Here is an 18,457-nt window from a genome sequence, read left to right as displayed (position 1 = left end):
TCCTCATTAAATGGCTCTGGTGGCGTCGTTCAGAACCAGCTTTGCCATCGACGAATATAGGTATTACGCACCATCACTGCCCAACTCCCGCCTCGCCGGCATAGCGTAGCGCTTCCTCAGCGGCGCTGAAAAGAGCGCGAGCCTTGTTCTCGCACTCCATCTGCTCCAGCTCTGGCCTGCTGTCAGCCACGATACCGGCCCCGGCCTGCACGTAAAGCTTGTCATCCTTGATGATGCCGGTGCGCAAAACGATGCAGGTATCCATGGTGCCATCGGCCCCGAAATAACCCACGCAGCCGCCGTAGATGCCGCGCCTCGACTTCTCCAGCTCGTCGATGATTTCCATGGCTCGCACCTTGGGCGCCCCCGAAACCGTGCCTGCCGGGAACCCCGCCGACAGCGCGTCGACAAAGTCATATTGGGGATCGAGCACGCCCACCACATTGGATACGATGTGCATGACGTGGGAATAGTATTCGAGGAAGAACTTGTCGGTGACCTTGACCGTGCCGGTCTTGGCGACGCGTCCCACATCATTTCGCCCAAGGTCGAGCAGCATCAGATGCTCGCTGAGTTCCTTGGGATCGGACAGCAACTCGTCCGCCATTTCCTTGTCCCGAGCCGGTGTCGCGCCGCGTTTGCGGGTTCCGGCGATGGGGCGGATGGTCACCTCGCCATCCTGCACCCGCACGAGGATTTCAGGGCTCGATCCGGCAACTGCAAAGCTGCCGAAGTCGAAGAAATACATGTAGGGGCTTGGATTGGTTCGGCGAAGAGCACGATAGAGCGCCGTTGGTGGCAGCGTAAAATCCGCTGAGAAGCGCTGGCTTAGCACCACCTGAAACACGTCACCGGCAGTGATATAGTCCTTGGCCCGCGCCACCATCTCGAAATACTCGTCCTTCGAGGTGTTGCTGGTGACTGCGATTGAATCGAGGTCGGGCAGGGGGCTCGTTGCCGGCAGGGCACGAGACAGGCGGGCGATGGCCTCTTCGATCCGGCTCTCTGCGGCAGCAAGCGCTTGTGCTGCGCTCACGCCGTCACGCACATAGACCGGCGCCGTGAGGTAAAGCTCGTCCTTGACTGTGTCAAAGATCGCCAACAACGACGGCCGCATCAAAATGGCTTCAGGAGTCTGCAGATCGTCTGGATTGCCGTTGGGCAGCACTTCCATGTAGCGAACCATCTCATAGCCGAGATAGCCATAAATGCCCGCCGACTGCGGTGGCAGTCCGGCCGGCATATCGATCTGGCTTTCGGCCACCAGCTTGCGCAGTGCGTCGAGCGGCATGTCGTCCATAGGCATGAACGCATCCGGCGCCGTCTGGGCAGAGCGATTGATCGAAGCCTTGCCGTCGGCAACCTTCATGATCAGGTCTGGTAGCAAGCCGATCATCGAATAGCGACCGCGCGTGGTCCCGTCCTGGACGCTTTCGAGCAGGAAGGAATGGGTGCGCCCCGCGGCCAGCTTCAGATAGGTGCCGATCGGCGTTTCCAGGTCCGCCACGATGCGACGCCAGACAAGTCCAGACTTTCCGGCATCATATTGCGCGGCAAAGGTCTTGGAGTAGTCGTCGCCCATTTTGGTCTGGTTCCGTTGGTAAGTTGCGCCGTTACTGGCCGTAATTTTGTACGAGCAGCTGGTTGATGGCCTGCTGGTTGATCCTCAGGCCCGCATCATCGCGGAGCGCCGCGACAAATTCCGAGTAGAGGCCAGCGCGGGCTTCGGTGTTGAGGCTGTCCAGCGCCGTTGCTTCGAGCGGCGTGCTGGGAGCTGTGGTATCGACCACCTGGAACACCACCACCTCGCCGGTTTCATTCACCACTGACCCAACATGGCCCGGGCCACCGGCAAAGGCTGCGGCCGCGAGGGTGCCGTCAACAAGGCCATCCTCCGAGCCAAAGCGGGTGAAGGGCGCACTCAGCTGCGGGAAGGCACTCAGCTCGAACCCGACATCTGCCAGCGTCTCGCCGGCCTCGAGCCGCGCCACGATTTCTTCGCTCTTGGCAAGCAGCGCGTTGTTGGTCCGCTCCTCGATGATTGCGGTCTCCACTACGTCACGGACTTCTTCGAGTGTCTGGTCGCGCGCTTCGGACACAGCCTCAAGGTCGAACCAGATATGGGCGTTCCCCGAGAGTGGGATAGATGGGATCAGGCGATCTTGCTCGGCAGCGAAAATGGCCTGAGCGACGCGCGAATAGTCTTCCGGCGCCAGGTTCGGCAGTACTGACAGCTCGTTGCCATTCGCCGAAACATCAGCCTCGTAGACGGGCAGGCCAAAACGCTCTGCAATCTGGGCAATCGGCTGGAAAGCGGCGCGCAGTTCTTCAATCTGGTCCAGCACGTCGTTAATTTCCGTGCGGGCCTGAGCCAGAGACAGCCGCTCGACAATGTCGTCGCGGGCTTCCTCAAGAGTCGGCTCGCGGGTGGCCTCGATCTCGACCACATGTATGGCGCGTTTGCCGCCAATGCCGTCGATGATGGCAAAACCGCCCTCTTCAAGACCGAAGGCCGCGTTGGCAAGGCGGGTATCGGTGATATCGGCCTGTGCCAGGGTCCCAAGGTTCGCCGGCGTCAGGCCAGCCTCTGCGATCAGCGTTCCGAAATCGGTGCCCGCAGCCAGACCTGATTCAAACTGCACCAGCAGTTCGGGGGTGGGCAGCGTAACCTGCTCAAGGGCACGACGCTCGGGCGTAGTCAGCGACCCCTTCGTTCTTTCGTACTCGGCAACGATTTCATCCTCGGCAACCTCTTTGGTCGCGGCAAGCGAAGCCAGCGACAAATCCAGCAACTGAACCGTCCGCGTTTCCTGGGTACGGAACTCGGACTGGTGCTCAGCCAGATAGGCGGCCAGTTCCTCATCGGTAGGCGCAGCCGGGGTCTCGATGCTGGTCTCGCTCAGGATGATATAATCCATAGTGCGGGTTGCAGTGGCGTAGTCATTGATCAGTCCGGTCGCCACCGAAGGCATTTTAGTGGTGGCGAACAGGGAATCGGTCAGCTGATCCCGGCGCGCTTCGTCGCCGCGCGCATCGAAATATTCCGCCTCTGTCCAACCCGAGCTTTGCAGCACCTGGGTAAAGATGCCGGGCTCAAAGGTGCCCAGAGTGCCATGGAACGAGGGATCTTCGCGGAGCAGTTCGGCCAACTTGGCGTCGGAAACGCCAAGGTTAAACTGGCTGGCAAGGGAATCGAGCGTTGCGCCTTCGGAAAGTCCGAGCAGCACGGCGGTCGGAATGCCCAGGGCCTCCGCCTGGCTTGCTGTCGGCACAGAACCGATCTGCTGCGCAATCCGGCTGGCCTGGCTTTGGTAGGCGCGCAGGAACTCGCGGGAATTGATTTCTTCGTCGCCCACACGAGCGAGCGTATTGCTGCCCAGATCAACGATCACATTGTTGATGCCGAAGCCGGCTACACCCACCAAAAGGAACGCGCCAAGGATTTTTCCCGGCCAGGATTTTGCAAAACCACGCAAACCATCAAGCATCTGAAGCGTTCCAGTTTCGGGTCCAACCCTTTACCCAAGCGGCAAGGGCGGACTAGTAAGACAAATACGACAGCCGGGGTTAGGGCAAAGCCCTCTCCGGCGCAAGAGGCAGGAGTAGCAAGAGTGTCGACCATCTCACCGCTGATAGCAGGAAACTGGAAGATGAACGGGCTCACCCATTCACTGGATGAACTCGCTGAATTGGCACGATTGCTGACCACTGGCGAGGCCCCCAGGGCGCTCGTCGTCGTTTGTCCGCCCGCGACCCTTCTGGCAGCAGTGGCAGCCCAGGGCGCTTCGAGCGGCATCATTGCCGGCGGACAGGATTGCCATGCTGAACCCTCGGGCGCCCACACTGGCGATATTTCCGCCAGCATGCTGGCCGATGCCGGTGCACAATACGTGATCGTGGGGCACTCCGAGCGCCGCACGGATCACGGTGAAAGCAGCGACACCGTTCGCGAAAAAGCCGAGGCGGCCATCGGCGCAGGTCTGAAGCCGATTATTTGCGTGGGCGAGACCGAGGCGCAGCGCAATGCGGGAGACGCAGAATCAGTTGTTGCCGGCCAGTTGGCTACTTCCATTCCCGATGCGGCCGGTCAGCATGAAGTCATCGTCGCCTATGAGCCGATTTGGGCCATCGGCACTGGCCGGACACCGACGCTGGACGAAATCGGCCAGATGCACGACACCATTCGCGCTCGGTTGGTTGACCGGTTTGGACTGAGCAAGGGCGAAAGCATTCGCATTCTCTATGGCGGTTCGCTCAAGCCCCAGAATGCGCGCGAGATTTTGGGCGTTGCCAACGTCAATGGCGGCCTTGTTGGGGGCGCAAGCCTCTTGGCAAAGGACTTCTATACGATTATCTCCGGCGTCTAGAACCAAATGGCGGCCTCCGCTTGTGGCGAAAAAGCGCTGCAGGCGGCTGGCATTTGCCGTTCGAGGGGTGTATGACCCCGCATCCTTTCCAACCCGGCGGGTCATTTTGGCACGTCCGGACTGACGCGAAGACAAGAGTTTCATGGCCAACGTACTGCTCGTCGCCTATCTGCTGATCGTGCTGGCGCTGATTGTCGTCATCCTGATCCAGCGTTCCGAAGGGGGCGCACTCGGCATTGGTGGTGGCGGTGGCGGCGGCATGATGACCGCACGCGGCTCGGCCAATCTGCTGACCCGCACCACGGCTATCCTGGCAACCCTGTTTTTTGCCTCTGCCATTGGCCTGACCATCCTCAATGAACTTGATCGCGGCACTTCGAGCATTCTCGAGGGCGCGAGCGCGGTTGAAGATGGGGCAGAACCAACCACGGTTCTGGACGCATTGAATGCGCTCCAGGGTGATGACACCTCTGACTTGCCGCTCCCGGTGGACAATGGCGTCGCTCCGGCAACCGACACCACGTCACCTTCAACCGATGACGCGCTTCCGGTTCCTGAGGCACCCGCTGAGGAAGCGCCCGCCGAACCGGCGGGTAACTAATCCGCCGCAAGGCGTTCGCGAAAAAGGGGATGGCAACATCCCCTTCTTCTTTTTGTGTAGAGCGCACTTCCCGTTCTGCGAATCATTTCTGATGTGCTTATGGTGATCGCCCATGGCTCGGTACGTATTCATCACCGGAGGCGTGGTCTCCTCCCTTGGCAAAGGTTTGGCTTCAGCGGCGCTTGGCGCTGTGCTGCAGGCGCGCGGCTATAAGGTCCGCCTCCGCAAGCTCGACCCCTATCTCAACGTGGATCCCGGCACGATGTCGCCGACCCAGCACGGCGAGGTTTTCGTCACCGATGACGGTGCCGAAACCGACCTCGACCTGGGGCACTATGAGCGCTTCACCGGTCGCGCGGCTAACAAGCGTGACAACATCACCTCGGGCCGGATTTATTCTGATCTGCTGGCCAAAGAGCGCAAGGGCGAGTTCCTTGGCGCCACGGTGCAGGTCATTCCGCACGTTACCGACTCGATCAAGCAATTCGTGCTCGACGGAAACGAAGAGTACGACTTCGTCCTCGTTGAAATCGGCGGCACCGTCGGTGACATCGAAGGCCTGCCTTTCTTTGAGGCCATCCGCCAGCTGGGCAATGAATTGCCGCGCAACCACTGCGCCTACCTGCACCTGACGCTGATGCCCTACATTCCCTCCGCCGGGGAATTGAAGACCAAGCCGACCCAGCACTCCGTCAAGGAGCTCCGCTCCATTGGCATTGCGCCGGATGTGTTGCTGGTCCGCTGCGACCGCCCGATCCCGGAAGGGGAAAAGAAGAAGCTCAGCCTCTTCTGTAACGTGCGCGAAAGCGCCGTTATTCAGGGCCTCGATGTCGGTTCGATCTATGATGCGCCGATGGCCTATCACAACGAGGGCCTCGACCGCGAAATCCTCGCCGCTCTGGGCATTACCGACGCGCCCGAGCCCGACATGTCGGCTTGGAACGAGGTGACGACCCGCTATCACAACCCCGAGGGCGAGGTAAACATCGCTATCGTGGGCAAATATACTGGCCTGAAAGACGCCTACAAGTCGCTGTCCGAAGCCCTTACCCACGGCGGCATCGCCAATAAGGTGAAGGTTAATCTGCAATGGATCGACTCGGAAGTCTTCGAGCGTGACGATCCTGCGCCTTACCTTGAACACGTCCACGGCATTATGGTGCCGGGCGGCTTTGGTGAGCGCGGCTCTGCCGGCAAGATCGAAGCCGCGCGCTTTGCCCGCATCAAGGATGTTCCCTATTTCGGCATATGCTTTGGCATGCAGATGGCCTGCATCGAGGCTGCGCGGAATACTGCCGGCATCAAAAACGCCTCATCCACAGAGTTCGGCCCCACCAAGGAGCCAGTCGTGGGGATGATGACCGAATGGGTGAAGGGCAATGCCAAGGAAAGCCGCGACGACAAGGGCGACCTTGGCGGCACGCTGCGTCTGGGCGCCTATCCGGCCCAGCTCACCCGCGGCTCGCGCGTGGCTGACATCTATGGCTCCACTCGCATTTCCGAACGTCATCGCCACCGCTACGAAGTGAACATGGATTACCGGAAACGCCTGGAAGCCAATGGCCTCCTGTTCTCCGGCGTCTCGCCCGATGGCACATTGCCCGAGATTGTCGAGCGCACTGACCATCCATGGTTCATCGGCGTGCAGTTCCACCCGGAATTGAAATCCAAGCCCTTCGAGCCGCATCCGCTCTTCACCAGCTTCATCGCCGCAGCGATGGACCAGAGCCGGTTGGTCTAATGGAAATCCGGACGGCGCGGCTCCTGCTGCGTCGCCCCCGGCCAGATGATCTTGAGCCCTTGTACTCCATCATGTCCAACCCGCTTGCCATGCGGTATTGGTCGACGCTTCCGCACGCCAACACGGACGTGACCCGCATCTGGTTGGACGCGAAGCTGGCCCGCAACGCCGCGGGCGGTGAGGACTTTCTCATCGTCTATGAGGGGAAGGTCATCGGAGAAGTGGGCGCGTCGCGCTTGCCAGAATTTGGCTTCATTCTGCATCCGGACTTCTGGGGCAGGGGAATGGCCTATGAGGCGGCATCGGCTTTTCTCTCCCATGCCTTTTCGACCACAAACACCCCCGAAGTGACGGCTGATGTGGACCCGCGCAACCACGCTTCGCTGGATTTGCTGGCTCGCCTCGGATTTGTCGAGACCGGACGGGCTGCGCGAACCTTCCTTCTGGGCGACGAGTGGTGCGACAGCGTCTATTTGCGCCTCGCACGCCCCTCGGGGCCAAGCGACATGTTCACCAAACCGCATTCGCCGTGATACCCTGCGCCATGGCCGATATCATCAACCTCCGCACCGCCCGCAAAGCCAAGGCTCGCGCCGACAAGGAAACCGTCGCCGAAGCAAACCGCCTCAAATTCGGGCGGACCAAAGCTGAAAAGCTGAAAGACGCCAGTGAGAAAGCGCGGGCCGACAGGCATATCGACGGGCACAAGAGGGACGAATAGCAGCCCTCCCAACGCCGGCCGACCCCTCGCCCCCTGTCTGCCCTACGGGCACCTTCTCCAACAAGGGAGAGGGGAGCCGTCTATTATACGTTCAGCGTCTTACCAATCCACCTGGCAATCGACGCCATCCGGCCCGAACTGCATGCTGTCGGGTGTGTATTGGAAGATTTCGATTTTCACCCCGCTCGGATCGGCCAGCCAGCACTGCCAGGTGTGGTCAACGCCCAGCTTCTTGTCGGTGACAGCAATGCCCTTTGCCTTGGCGTTGACCATGAAGCCGTCGATGTCATCGGTCTCGAAACAGATGTGGTTGATCTGGTTGGATTCCTCGAAGCGGGTCTCTTCCTTCTTGAAGACCTCGACAAAGGTACGGTTGCCGAAATCGAGGTAGAAGCCGATCCGGTCCTCACCGCGCTTGAAATCGAACTTTGGCGCAACGCCGAGCACGTCACGATAGAAGGTTTCCACGGCGTCGAGGTCGCGGGCAAAAATGCAGGTATGGGCCACCTGTTTGACGAGGGGTCTGGTCAATAGTCTTTCCTCCGGAAGCGGCAGGCCGAACGGCCAGCGCTGACATGTTAGGGCAGGGCAAAGGCCAGTGGCAACGTTTCAGTCATCGCCCTGCGCCTTTTTTGCATCTCCCCTCTTTTCACTGTCACAAGGCGCGTCTAGACAGGCACACACACCGAAAAAAGTTTCCGGGAAGGGCTCGCATGTCTTCAATCATCCACGTCAATGGCCGCCAGATTTTCGATAGTCGCGGCAATCCGACCGTCGAGGTCGATGTGGTGCTCGACGATGGCAGCTTTGGCCGCGCGGCAGTACCCTCCGGCGCCTCCACCGGCGCGCACGAAGCAGTTGAACTGCGCGACGGCGGCAAACTTTACTCGGGCAAGGGCGTCACCCAGGCGGTCGAAAACGTCAACACCATCATTGCCGACGAAATCCAGGGCATGGATGCGCTCGACCAGCTCGGTGTCGATCAGGCCATGATCGAGCTCGACGGCACCGCCAACAAGGGCAAACTCGGCGCCAACGCCATTCTCGGTGTATCGCTGGCTGTAGCGAAGGCCGCTGCGGAATCGAGTGAACTGCCATTCTACCGCTATATCGGCGGCCCCAACGCCCATGTCCTGCCGGTACCGATGATGAACATCATCAATGGCGGCGAGCATGCCGACAACCCCATTGATATGCAGGAATTCATGATCCTGCCCGCCGGCGCCAAGTCGATTGCGGACGCCGTGCGAATCGGCTCGGAAATCTTCCACACCCTCAAGAAGGGTCTGTCGGCGGAGGGCCACAACACCAATGTGGGCGACGAAGGCGGCTTCGCGCCAAATCTTGGTTCAGCCGATGATGCCCTGGGCTTCATCATGCGCTCCATCGAAAAGGCCGGCTACAAGCCGGGCGAGGACGTGTTCCTCGGCCTCGATTGCGCTGCCACCGAATATTACAAGAACGGCAAGTACGAGATGGTCGGCGAGGGCAAGTCGCTATCCTCCGACGAAAACGTCGCCTTCCTGGCCGATCTTGCCGCCCGCTACCCGATCATCACCATCGAAGACGGCATGGCTGAGGACGATTGGGATGGCTGGAAGGCATTGACCGACGCCATTGGCGACAAGGTGCAGTTGGTGGGCGACGATCTTTTCGTGACCAACACCTCCCGCCTGGTTTCGGGCATCAAGATGGGTGTTGCTAACTCCATCCTGGTCAAGGTCAACCAGATCGGCTCGCTTTCCGAGACGCTCAATGCCGTCGATACCGCGCACCGTGCTGGTTACACCTCGGTCATGTCGCACCGCTCGGGCGAAACCGAGGATTCTACAATTGCCGACCTCGCCGTGGCGCTTAACTGCGGTCAGATCAAGACCGGCTCCCTCAGCCGTTCAGATCGTCTGGCCAAGTACAACCAGCTCATCCGCATCGAGGAACAGCTTGGGTCGTCCGCCAAGTACGCCGGCTATTCGGTGGTCAAGGGCCGCTGATCGGTTCGCGTCACGTTACGAAAAGCCCGGTAACAATACCGGGCTTTTTTTATTGCGGCGCACCACTAATCCTCAGACCGGCTATCGCTTGTGCGGTCCCGTTCATAGTGCGATTTGACTGGAAAAGGTGGTAGCCAGGCCTCGCGTCGAATCGTCCAAAGTTCATACGTCGGCATGAACTGATCGGGCCTGTCGAGGGCGCCAATATTAATCTCAATTTCGTCGCCTGAACGCCCAAAAACCGACGATCCGCACTGCGGGCAGAAATGCCGGCCCTTATAGGCGCCCGTTTCGCCTGTTATGCGGACCGCGTCCATCGGAAAGATTGCCGAGACATGGAACAGCGAGCCATGGTGCTTGCGACAATCCATGCAGTGGCAAAGGCCGACCCTAAATGGCTGTCCCGCCGCGACAAACCGCACCCGGCCACATAAGCATCCGCCTTCATACTCCTGCATCTTCGAGCCTACTGGAACGCTGTTTCCGCAAAGCTCCTGAGCTTGCGCGAATGCAGCCGCTCCGCCGGCTGATCCCGCAGAATCTCCATGGCCCGCAGACCGATCTGCAAGTGCCGATTGACCTGCGTGCGATAGAAATCCGACGCCATACCGGGCAGCTTCAATTCACCATGCAGCGGCTTGTCGGAAACACAGAGCAGGGTGCCGTAAGGCACGCGGAAACGGAACCCATTGGCGGCAATTGTGGCCGATTCCATGTCCAGCGCGACAGCGCGTGATTGGCTAAGCCGCCGGGTGATTTCCTCCTGGTCGCGCAACTCCCAATTGCGATTGTCAAAGGTCGCTACGGTGCCGGTGCGCATGATTTTCTTGGTTTCCAGCCCCTCGGTCTGGGTCACCTCCTCCACCGCCTGCTCCAGTGCCACCTGCACTTCGGCCAGCGCCGGGATGGGTACGGAGAGCGGCAGATCGGCGTCGAGCACATGGTCCTCACGCACATAGGCGTGCGCCAGCACATAATCGCCCAGTTCCTGCGAATTTCTAAGGCCTGCGCAGTGGCCCAGCATAATCCAGGCGTGCGGCCGCAATACCGCGATATGGTCGGTAATGGTCTTGGCGTTGGACGGGCCGACGCCGATGTTGACCATGGTGATGCCCCGCCCTCGATCGCCCACCAAGTGATACGCTGGCATTTGAGGGCTGCGCGGAGGCGGTGATCCGGTGACGCCGCCGCCGGTCAGCATGTTGTCAGTCGACACATTACCAGGCTCGATAAACCGCTGATAATGTGGATGTTTTTCGGCCATCCAGCTCTTCGCCACACGGCAGAATTCGTCAATGTAGAACTGGTAGTTTGTGAAGATCACGAAGTTCTGGAAGTGCTCGGCGTTGGTCCCGGTATAATGGGCCAGCCGGAACAGCGAATAATCGACGCGCGGGCCAGTAAAGGCCGACAGCGGATAGGGCCCGCCGCGCGGCGGCACATAGGTGCCATTGGCGATCTCGTCATCGGTGTTGCCCAGGTCCGGCGCGTCGAACACGTCGCGCAGCGGCACGTCCAAGGCATTGATGGCCTTGCCATCCAGATGGTCATGCGGCCCCAGCGCGAAGTGCAACGGAATCGGCGTGTCGGATTCCCCAACCTCGATGGCTCCCCCATGGTTCTTGAGAATGACCGCGAATTGTTCCTGCAGGTAACCCTTGAACAAGTCAGGCGCGGTCACAGTCGTGCGGTAAATACCCGGCGTATGCAGATAACCGTAGGGCAGGGTGCTTTCGTGGCGCGAATAACTGGTGGAGCGGACCTCCACCTGCGGGTAGCAGGCGCGCACCCGACCGGCGGGTATTATGCCCTTGGTCAGCGCATCAAGGTGGCCGCGGATGTAATCGCAATTACGATGGTAGATGTGAGCGATGTGGGCCCAGGCGGCCTCGGGGTCTGTGAAGGATTGCGTCTCAAGGCGCGGCGGGCTCAGTGTGGTCATGCTTGTCCTCATGTGCCACCCGCGGATCGGGCGGCCGGATGTTGGAATCGTCTTTTCAATCCACGCCAATATAGGGCCCGCATGACGGCTTCTCAACGCAGTCGCCTGCGCCGGCCATAACTTTCACACTTGAGTGAGCGCTACTTTTGTTGCCGCATTTCCTCACCATCTTCCCAGGTAGTTCATCGGCGTAGCAAACGACCCATGCAACCGATGGACGGGAAGAGGTTTGCCGCTTGTCCCCCAAGCCCTCAACAGCGCGGTGGACCCGATCCCCCAAGAGGCCGCCCGGCAGCAATGCTGTGGCGGCCTTTTTCGGCTCCGGTGAAATGAAACGCGAAGTGGCGAACCCGCTAGAGTTCTGGATAGGTGTCCCGCAGCCGTCTGACCGAGATCTCCGCCAGCGCCCGCAAGACATCGAGGTCGATGTCACTGAGCCGCTTCACGTATAGACAGGCCTTGCCCATGCGATGCTTTCCAAGCTTGGTCAGCAAGGCCTCACGCCGCGCCGTCTCTTGAGGAAAGTAGGTGCCCATCAGATAGATGCTGAACTCGCTTTTGCGCGGTGCAAATCCCACGAGAAACGCATCGCCTTCGTGACCCGTCGGATACTTATAGTGATACTGCCCGAAGCCGACCATCGTGCCCCATAGCACCGGCGGTTTGCCGGAAACGCCGCTCATCAGTTCGACGAGGATATGCGCTTCATCCCGCGTTCGTGGGTCCTCTAATTGCGCCAGAAATTCTCCCACATCGCCGGTATGGGGCTTGGTTTTTTGCACGGCCACCGCGCTAACCTTCCCAATAGTTGAGAATGGTTTCAGGGTTCACCTCGCCGTCATAGCTGGCGTCGATGTCAAATTGCTGCAGCCGGAATGCACCATCGACGAAAGTCCACCAGCCCGATGAGGACGCGTCGCCAACGCCGCGCCAGAAAGAGTGCGCGGTAATGGTCAGGGATTCGGGATCGAAGTCCGAATTGACAAGAAAATTGCTGGTTCCCATGCCAGTCATTTTGAGGCTTTCAAGCGGCCCATCCGCGCCCTCGGCCTCCCCATATATGGCCTCATACGTCGGCATCGCAAAACTCAGGGGCAGCAGTCCCTCATGGGGTGTGAGGATGTAGTAGGCGTGGTTGACGTTGTACGCGCCCGACATGCACCACACCCGGAACAGAGTCACTTCCTCGCGCTCGGCGTCCTCGCTCCAGCTCGGCTGATAGGTGAAGGTCCAGCTTTTGAAGGCGCCATCCGCATCTGAGGGCACTGCGTCCGGCTGGCACCAGTCGCCGCCGGCCAGAGCGTGCAGCTTCATTACCCGCTTCTCTAGCGAGGCCTCCTGCGCCAGAGACTGAGGGGTAGAAACGGCCAGAAGCGGCAGCCAAAGCAATGGACGGATCATCGCGCATCCCTTATGTCGAAGCCAAGAGGCGGGGCCGATCCCCGCCCGCTTCATTCAAGCAGATCGAGGCCCACATGACCGCAAAAATCATCGACGGAAAACGCTTTGCCGAAGAGCTGCGCGGTCGTATCGCCGGTCACGTGGCCCGTCTCAAATCCGACCATGGCATTACGCCGGGCTTGGCGGTTGTCATCGTCGGTGAAGATCCGGCCAGCCAGGTCTATGTCTCGAGCAAGGCTAAGCAGACCGCCGAAGTCGGCATGAATTCCTACAAATACGAACTACCCGCCGACGCCCCCGAGGCCGATGTTCTGGCGCTGGTCCACCAGCTCAACGTTGATCCGGCCGTGCATGGCATTCTCGTGCAGATGCCGGTGCCCAAACACATCGACCCGAACAAGGTTATCGAGGCCATCGATCCGGCCAAGGACGTTGACTGCTTCACGCCCGCAAATGTCGGCAAGGTTCAGATCGGCCTGCCCGGACCAGTGTCCTGCACGCCTCTGGGGAGCCTGATGCTGTTGCGCGATGAACTGGGTTCGCTCGAAGGCAAGCACGCGGTCATCATCGGACGCTCCAACCTCGTGGGTAAGCCCATGATGCAGCTGCTGCTACGCGACAATTGCACCGTTACTGTCGCGCATTCCCGCACCAGAAATCTCGCGGAAATTGTCCGTCAGGCCGATATCGTGGTGGCCGCCGTTGGGCGCCCGCAGATGGTCAAAGGCGACTGGATCAAGCCTGGCGCCGTGGTTATCGACGTTGGCATCAACCGCATCCCTGCGCCAGAAAAGGGTGAGGGCAAGACCCGGCTTGTGGGCGATGTAGATACCGCTGCCGCTGCCGAAGTCGCCGCGGCCATTACCCCGGTACCCGGCGGCGTTGGCCCAATGACCATTGCCTGCCTTCTGGCCAATACCATCACCACCGCTTCGCTGATGAATGGCCTCACCCCGCCGCGCGATCTCACCGCATGAGTGAAATCGCCCACGATCCTGGCGGCAAGGTGCGCCTGCGCCTTGGTGAAGGTGTGCGTGGCGACGCGGTGATGAGTGCCGATGGCCGCTACCGCCAGCTCATGCGCCGCTGGCTCGGGGAGACCTTTCCCGAGCGTTACATACTATTTATCGGCATGAACCCCTCAACCGCCGACGCCACGGTCGACGACCCCACCTGCGCCCGCGAATGGACTTTCGCCCGCCGCGAAGGCTTTTCGGCCATGGTCAAGTGCAATGTCGGCGACTATCGCGCCACCGATCCCAAGATGCTGGTGGCGCCCGGTGTCGTCGCCGTATCACCAGACAATCTCCCTGTTATCCGGGAAGCCGCGCGCGGGGCAGGGTGCGTGGTGCTGTGCCACGGCAAGCTCAACAAGGCTCTGGCCCCCGCCGGCCGCGAACTGGTCGATGCGCTCAACGCCGACGGCGCCGAACTATGGTGCTTTGGCACCAATGCCGATGGCTCCCCCAAGCATCCGCTCTACCTGCGCGCCGATACGCCGCTTGTGCGGTTCGAGGGCTAACCCACCAGCACAAACATTCGTGCCACCGTGTGGTCCCGCAGCGCTTGCGCCGGTAGCCTGCCGGTCAACGCTGCCACCACCTGCGTCTTGTCACTGACCGCACTGGCATCCACGACTACCCGCGTAAACGCTGGCCGCATATCTCGCCGGTGCTCCTCGAGCAGGTTGTACAGCAGTGCCCGTACATCGGTTTGGGCCGCGCAGGCCACGCAGGTGTCACCATCCGCATGGCCATGCCCGGAATTGGCCGACAGGCGGATCAGCGCCGTGTCAGCATCAAGTGGCACCAACTGGCCGGGTTCGGTCAGGAGTGTGACAGGTATAGGCTCCATCCGTGACATGGCCGTTACCGTTTACTCCGCCGCGACTGCACCGGGCATGTAGTTGAGGATCGGTCCGAGCCAGCGCTCCACCTCCTCCACTGCCATGCCCTTGCGCTGCGCATAGTCCAACACCTGATCGCGCTCCACCTTGGCCACGCCGAAGTAATAGGCATCCGGGTGGCTGAAATAGAGCCCGGACACCGAGGAGCCCGGCCACATTGCAAAGCTCTCGGTCAGCGTAATGCCAACACTGTTCTCGGTGTCGAGCAGGCGGAACAGCGTCGTCTTTTCGGTGTGGTCAGGCTGCGCCGGATAGCCCGGGGCCGGGCGGATGCCCTGGTACGTCTCCGTAAGCAGATCGTCGTTGCTCAGCGCCTCGTCGGCGGCATAGCCCCAGAATTCGCGCCGCACCCGCAGATGCATATATTCGGCCAAGGCCTCGGCGTAGCGGTCCGCCAGTGCCTTCACCAAAATGGATGAATAATCGTCGTTCGCCCGCTCGAAACGTTCGGCAATGGCGACCTCCTCGATCCCGGCCGTCACGGCAAATCCGCCTATATAGTCGGCCTTGCCGCTTGTCGCCGGTGCGATGAAGTCGCTGAGGGCCAAATTCGGCTTGCCATCGCGCTTGGACAGCTGCTGGCGCAGCGTGAACAGCGTCGCCAGCTCGTCCTTGCGATCCTCGCCGGTAAAAAGCCGAATATCATCACCCACGGCATTGGCAGGCCAGAAACCAACCACCGCCTTGGGAACAAACCACTTTTCTTCGATGATCTGCTTGAGCATGCTCTGGGCATCGGCCCACAGCGCCCGCGCCGCCTCGCCCTGCTTCTCATCCTGGAGAATCGCGGGATAGCGCCCCTTCAATTCCCAAGTCTGGAAGAAAGGCGTCCAATCGATAAACGTCGCCAGCTCGGCCAGATCGAAATCTGCGAACTCCCGTTTGCCGATAAAGCTCGGCTTCGGTGGGGTATAGCCAGACCAATCAGGTTTGAAGGCATTTTCACGGGCCGAGACCAACGGCAGGCGGCGCTTCTCGGATTCGGCGCGCTCATGCGCCGCGGCAGCCTTGGCATATTCCGCCCTCACCTGGTCGATGAAGGTCACCTTGGTGTCGTTCGATAATAGGTTCGAGACCACGCCCACCGCACGGCTGGCATCGTTGACATGCACTGCCTGCCCACGCGCATAGCGTGGATGGATTTTCACCGCCGTATGCACACGACTGGTCGTCGCCCCGCCGATCAGCAGCGGAATGTCAAAACCCTCGCGCTCCATTTCCGACGCGACATGCACCATTTCGTCCAGCGACGGCGTGATCAGGCCCGAAAGACCGATAATGTCGACGTTTTCCGCCTTGGCTGTTTCCAAGATCTTCTGTGTCGGCACCATGACGCCGAGATCGATAATCTCATAGTTATTGCATGCGAGCACGACGCCAACGATGTTCTTGCCGATGTCGTGGACGTCGCCCTTCACCGTCGCCATCAACACCTTGCCGGCGCTGCGTCGTCCGGTGGCGTTGCCGTCAGCGTTCTTCTCCTCTTCCATGAAGGGCAGCAGATAGGCCACCGCCTGCTTCATCACGCGGGCGGATTTGACCACCTGCGGCAGGAACATCTTGCCCGAGCCGAACAGGTCCCCAACCACATTCATGCCGCTCATCAGCGGCCCTTCGATGACATGCAGCGGGCGCTCGAAGCTGAGCCGCGCTTCCTCGGTATCGGCCTCGATATATTCGGTGATGCCATTGACCAGCGCATGGGAAATGCGCTCACCCACCGGCAACTCGCGCCAGCTGAGGTCCTTGGCCTTGCCTTCACCGCCAGCCTGGCCCTTGTAGCGCTCGGCCAGCTCCAGCATCCGGTCGGTCGAATCCGCGCGCCGGTTGAGGATGACGTCCTCGCAGGCGTCACGCAGTTCCTTGTCGATGCTTTCGTAAACCGCCAGCTGCCCGGCGTTGACGATGCCCATGTCCATGCCATTCTGAATGGCATAGTAGAGAAACACCGCGTGCATGGCCTCGCGCACCGGCTCATTGCCGCGGAACGAGAAGCTCAGGTTCGAGATGCCGCCCGAAATGTGCACATGGGGCAGGGCGTCCGTGATTTCCTTGGTCGCCTCGATGAAGTCGACACCGTAATTATTGTGTTCCTCAATGCCCGTCGCCACGGCGAAGACGTTTGGATCGAAGATGATGTCTTCCGGCGGCAGGCCGACGACTTCGACGAGGATCTTGTAGGCGCGGGCGCAGATTTCCACCTTCCGGGCCTTGGTGTCGGCTTGTCCGGTCTCGTCAAAGGCCATCACAACGACGGCGGCGCCATAGGCCTTCACCAGCTTCGCGTGATGGATGAACGCCTCCTCGCCTTCCTTGAGTGAGATGGAATTGACCAGAGCCTTGCCCTGAACGCACTTCAGGCCTGCCTCGATTACCTCCCACTTGGAAGAGTCGATCATCAGCGGCACCTTGGCGATGTCGGGTTCGGCCGCCAGGAGATTGAGGAACTCGATCATCACCTGTTTGGAGTCGATCAGGCCCTCATCCATATTGATGTCGATAACCTGGGCACCATTGGCCACCTGGTCGCGTGCGACATCGAGCGCGGCGGTGTAGTCGCCCGCGGTGATAAGCTTCCTGAAACGGGCCGAGCCGGTAACATTGGTGCGCTCGCCAATGTTGACGAAGGGAATATCCTTGGTCAGCGTGAATGCCTCGAGCCCTGCCAACCGCAGCAGCCGGTCGGCATGAGGAACTTGGCGCGGAGCAAATCGCGCGGCAGTCGCGGCAATCGCTCGGATGTGGTCGGGCGTCGAGCCACAGCAACCGCCCACGATGTTGAGCAGGCCGTCGCTGGCGAACACCTCCAATTGCGCCGCCATCTGTTCGGGCGTTTCGTCATAGGCACCCATTTCATTGGGTAAACCGGCGTTGGGGTAGGCGCAGATAAATGTATCGGCAACACCTGACAGCTCAGCGATGTGGTCGCGCATCAGATTGGCACCCAGGGCGCAATTCAGCCCGATGGTGATCGGTCGCGAATGCCGCGCGGAATACCAGAACGCCGTCGGCGTCTGGCCGCTGAGCGTACGTCCCGACAGGTCGGTGATGGTGCCCGAAATCATGATTGGCACATCGATGCCGCGTTCCTCGAACAGGCGCTGGGCCGCGAAGATACCGGCCTTGGTATTGAGGGTGTCGGTGATGGTCTCGAACAGCAGGAGGTCGGCGCCGGCATCCACCAGGCCGCGAATAGCCTCGCCATAGGCCTCGACCAACTCGTCAAAACTGATGGCCCGATGACCCGGGCTATTGACGTCCGTCGACATGGACGAGGTCTTGTTGGTCGGTCCAAGCGCGCCAGCCACGAAGCGGCGGCGCCCGTCGATTGCCTCGGCCCGCAGCGCAGCCCGGCGGGCGCAAACCACGCCCTGGAAGTTGATGTCGTAGACCGCTTCCTCGCAGGCATAATCAGCCTGCGCCACCGACGTCGCCGAAAACGTGTTGGTCTCAACGATATCGGCGCCTGCCAGATAGTAATCGAGGTGGATATCCTCAATCACCTTCGGCTCGGTAAGGACTAGCAGGTCATTGTTGCCCTTGAGCGGATGACTCCAATCCTTGAAGCGCTCGCCTCGGAAGTTCTCCTCGGTCAGTCCCAGCCGCTGGATCATCGTGCCCATGGCGCCATCAAGGACCAGGATGCGTTCCGCCATGGCGCTTGTCAGCGCGGCGCGCACCTCGTTCCAGTCAGGAATGGCGGGGTTGGCATTGATCTGGTCGGGGGAGGGGCTCATCGCCATCCTCACTTTCTTGGAGTTGCGGCGCAATAGGGCGTCGCGCCATC

The 18,457-nt window shown here is 60.6% G+C and carries 17 protein-coding genes; 8 read left to right on the top strand and 9 right to left on the bottom strand.

The annotated features are described in order from the left end of the window. Positions 1-73: 73 nt before the first annotated feature. Together trpE and NIM87_RS01990 are read right to left on the bottom strand one after the other, a co-directional pair. The gene (gene trpE / locus NIM87_RS01995; protein ID WP_254672951.1) at positions 74-1,582 is read right to left on the bottom strand and encodes an anthranilate synthase component I; all 1,509 of its coding nucleotides are present in this window, start codon (positions 1,580-1,582) and stop codon (positions 74-76) included. A gap of 31 nt (positions 1,583-1,613) precedes the next feature. Beyond that, positions 1,614-3,488, bottom strand: coding sequence for a peptidylprolyl isomerase (locus NIM87_RS01990; RefSeq protein ID WP_254672950.1), 1,875 nt, complete (start codon positions 3,486-3,488; stop codon positions 1,614-1,616). A gap of 123 nt (positions 3,489-3,611) precedes the next feature. Here NIM87_RS01990 and tpiA point away from each other — a divergent pair, with 123 nt between their 5' ends. From tpiA to NIM87_RS01965, 5 genes are all read left to right on the top strand, one after another. Then, positions 3,612-4,367 carry a triose-phosphate isomerase gene (gene tpiA, locus NIM87_RS01985; protein ID WP_332017498.1) on the top strand — a complete coding sequence of 252 codons (756 nt, stop codon included), beginning with the start codon at positions 3,612-3,614 and terminating at the stop codon, positions 4,365-4,367. Positions 4,368-4,509: 142 nt separating this feature from the next. After that, positions 4,510-4,968, top strand: coding sequence for a preprotein translocase subunit SecG (gene secG, locus NIM87_RS01980; protein WP_254672949.1), 459 nt, complete (start codon positions 4,510-4,512; stop codon positions 4,966-4,968). 112 nt (positions 4,969-5,080) lie between these two features. Continuing rightward, positions 5,081-6,709, top strand: a complete 1,629-nt coding sequence (locus tag NIM87_RS01975) for a CTP synthase (RefSeq protein ID WP_254672948.1) — start codon at positions 5,081-5,083, stop codon at positions 6,707-6,709. Further along, the gene (locus NIM87_RS01970; RefSeq protein ID WP_332017497.1) at positions 6,598-7,242 is read left to right on the top strand and encodes a GNAT family N-acetyltransferase; all 645 of its coding nucleotides are present in this window, start codon (positions 6,598-6,600) and stop codon (positions 7,240-7,242) included. The genes NIM87_RS01975 and NIM87_RS01970 overlap by 112 nt, the downstream gene beginning before the upstream one ends. Before the next feature lie 11 nt (positions 7,243-7,253). Then, on the top strand, positions 7,254-7,430 hold the full coding sequence (locus NIM87_RS01965; RefSeq protein WP_254672946.1) for a DUF4169 family protein: 177 nt from the start codon (positions 7,254-7,256) through the stop codon (positions 7,428-7,430). A 99-nt stretch (positions 7,431-7,529) separates the two neighbouring features. Here the strand turns inward: NIM87_RS01965 and NIM87_RS01960 are convergent, their stop codons facing one another. Next, a complete protein-coding gene (locus tag NIM87_RS01960; RefSeq protein ID WP_254672945.1) occupies positions 7,530-7,961 on the bottom strand; it encodes a VOC family protein in 432 nt (143 codons plus the stop codon). A 182-nt stretch (positions 7,962-8,143) separates the two neighbouring features. Between NIM87_RS01960 and eno the strand changes: the two genes are divergently transcribed. After that, positions 8,144-9,421 (top strand): phosphopyruvate hydratase, encoded by a 1,278-nt coding sequence (gene eno / locus NIM87_RS01955; protein ID WP_254672944.1) that lies wholly within the window; start codon positions 8,144-8,146, stop codon positions 9,419-9,421. A gap of 65 nt (positions 9,422-9,486) precedes the next feature. Here eno and NIM87_RS01950 read toward each other — a convergent pair whose 3' ends face one another. The 4 genes from NIM87_RS01950 to NIM87_RS01935 form a co-directional block, all read right to left on the bottom strand. Continuing rightward, positions 9,487-9,879 carry a GFA family protein gene (locus tag NIM87_RS01950; protein WP_254672943.1) on the bottom strand — a complete coding sequence of 131 codons (393 nt, stop codon included), beginning with the start codon at positions 9,877-9,879 and terminating at the stop codon, positions 9,487-9,489. Positions 9,880-9,887: 8 nt separating this feature from the next. Continuing rightward, positions 9,888-11,363, bottom strand: coding sequence for an AMP nucleosidase (locus tag NIM87_RS01945; RefSeq protein ID WP_254672942.1), 1,476 nt, complete (start codon positions 11,361-11,363; stop codon positions 9,888-9,890). A 353-nt stretch (positions 11,364-11,716) separates the two neighbouring features. Next, a complete protein-coding gene (locus NIM87_RS01940) occupies positions 11,717-12,151 on the bottom strand; it encodes a DUF1801 domain-containing protein (RefSeq protein WP_254672941.1) in 435 nt (144 codons plus the stop codon). Positions 12,152-12,155: 4 nt separating this feature from the next. After that, positions 12,156-12,677, bottom strand: a complete 522-nt coding sequence (locus tag NIM87_RS01935; RefSeq protein ID WP_254672940.1) for a DUF1176 domain-containing protein — start codon at positions 12,675-12,677, stop codon at positions 12,156-12,158. 161 nt (positions 12,678-12,838) lie between these two features. Between NIM87_RS01935 and folD the strand changes: the two genes are divergently transcribed. Together folD and NIM87_RS01925 are read left to right on the top strand one after the other, a co-directional pair. Further along, the gene (gene folD / locus NIM87_RS01930; RefSeq protein WP_254672939.1) at positions 12,839-13,741 is read left to right on the top strand and encodes a bifunctional methylenetetrahydrofolate dehydrogenase/methenyltetrahydrofolate cyclohydrolase FolD; all 903 of its coding nucleotides are present in this window, start codon (positions 12,839-12,841) and stop codon (positions 13,739-13,741) included. Then, positions 13,738-14,286, top strand: a complete 549-nt coding sequence (locus NIM87_RS01925; protein WP_254672938.1) for a DUF1643 domain-containing protein — start codon at positions 13,738-13,740, stop codon at positions 14,284-14,286. The genes folD and NIM87_RS01925 overlap by 4 nt, the downstream gene beginning before the upstream one ends. Here the strand turns inward: NIM87_RS01925 and NIM87_RS01920 are convergent. Further along, positions 14,283-14,627: a hypothetical protein gene (locus NIM87_RS01920; RefSeq protein ID WP_254672937.1), complete on the bottom strand. Its 345-nt coding sequence runs from the start codon at positions 14,625-14,627 to the stop codon at positions 14,283-14,285. The genes NIM87_RS01925 and NIM87_RS01920 overlap by 4 nt on opposite strands. A gap of 12 nt (positions 14,628-14,639) precedes the next feature. Beyond that, positions 14,640-18,407, bottom strand: coding sequence for a methionine synthase (metH, locus tag NIM87_RS01915; protein ID WP_254672936.1), 3,768 nt, complete (start codon positions 18,405-18,407; stop codon positions 14,640-14,642). Between the last annotated feature and the right edge of the window lie 50 nt (positions 18,408-18,457).

The sequence above is a fragment of the Devosia ureilytica genome, from assembly GCF_024273195.1.
GTDB classification, from domain to species: domain Bacteria; phylum Pseudomonadota; class Alphaproteobacteria; order Rhizobiales; family Devosiaceae; genus Devosia; species Devosia ureilytica.
Note: the sequence above shows the minus strand (reverse complement) of the source record. Positions and strands in the feature narration are given on the sequence as shown.

Bases quoted from the DNA above. Each gene is read 5' to 3' on its own strand.
- metH (WP_254672936.1), bottom strand. From the start codon at position 18,407: ATGAGCCCCTCCCCCGACCAGATCAATGCCAACCCCGCCATTCCTGAC.
- NIM87_RS01965 (WP_254672946.1), top strand. From the start codon at position 7,254: ATGGCCGATATCATCAACCTCCGCACCGCCCGCAAAGCCAAGGCTCGC.
- NIM87_RS01950 (WP_254672943.1), bottom strand. From the start codon at position 9,879: ATGCAGGAGTATGAAGGCGGATGCTTATGTGGCCGGGTGCGGTTTGTC.
- NIM87_RS01945 (WP_254672942.1), bottom strand. From the start codon at position 11,363: ATGACCACACTGAGCCCGCCGCGCCTTGAGACGCAATCCTTCACAGAC.
- trpE (WP_254672951.1), bottom strand. From the start codon at position 1,582: ATGGGCGACGACTACTCCAAGACCTTTGCCGCGCAATATGATGCCGGA.
- NIM87_RS01935 (WP_254672940.1), bottom strand. From the start codon at position 12,677: ATGAAGCTGCACGCTCTGGCCGGCGGCGACTGGTGCCAGCCGGACGCA.
- secG (WP_254672949.1), top strand. From the start codon at position 4,510: ATGGCCAACGTACTGCTCGTCGCCTATCTGCTGATCGTGCTGGCGCTG.
- NIM87_RS01990 (WP_254672950.1), bottom strand. From the start codon at position 3,488: ATGCTTGATGGTTTGCGTGGTTTTGCAAAATCCTGGCCGGGAAAAATC.
- eno (WP_254672944.1), top strand. From the start codon at position 8,144: ATGTCTTCAATCATCCACGTCAATGGCCGCCAGATTTTCGATAGTCGC.
- folD (WP_254672939.1), top strand. From the start codon at position 12,839: ATGACCGCAAAAATCATCGACGGAAAACGCTTTGCCGAAGAGCTGCGC.
- NIM87_RS01975 (WP_254672948.1), top strand. From the start codon at position 5,081: ATGGCTCGGTACGTATTCATCACCGGAGGCGTGGTCTCCTCCCTTGGC.
- NIM87_RS01925 (WP_254672938.1), top strand. From the start codon at position 13,738: ATGAGTGAAATCGCCCACGATCCTGGCGGCAAGGTGCGCCTGCGCCTT.
- NIM87_RS01970 (WP_332017497.1), top strand. From the start codon at position 6,598: ATGGTTCATCGGCGTGCAGTTCCACCCGGAATTGAAATCCAAGCCCTT.
- NIM87_RS01920 (WP_254672937.1), bottom strand. From the start codon at position 14,627: ATGTCACGGATGGAGCCTATACCTGTCACACTCCTGACCGAACCCGGC.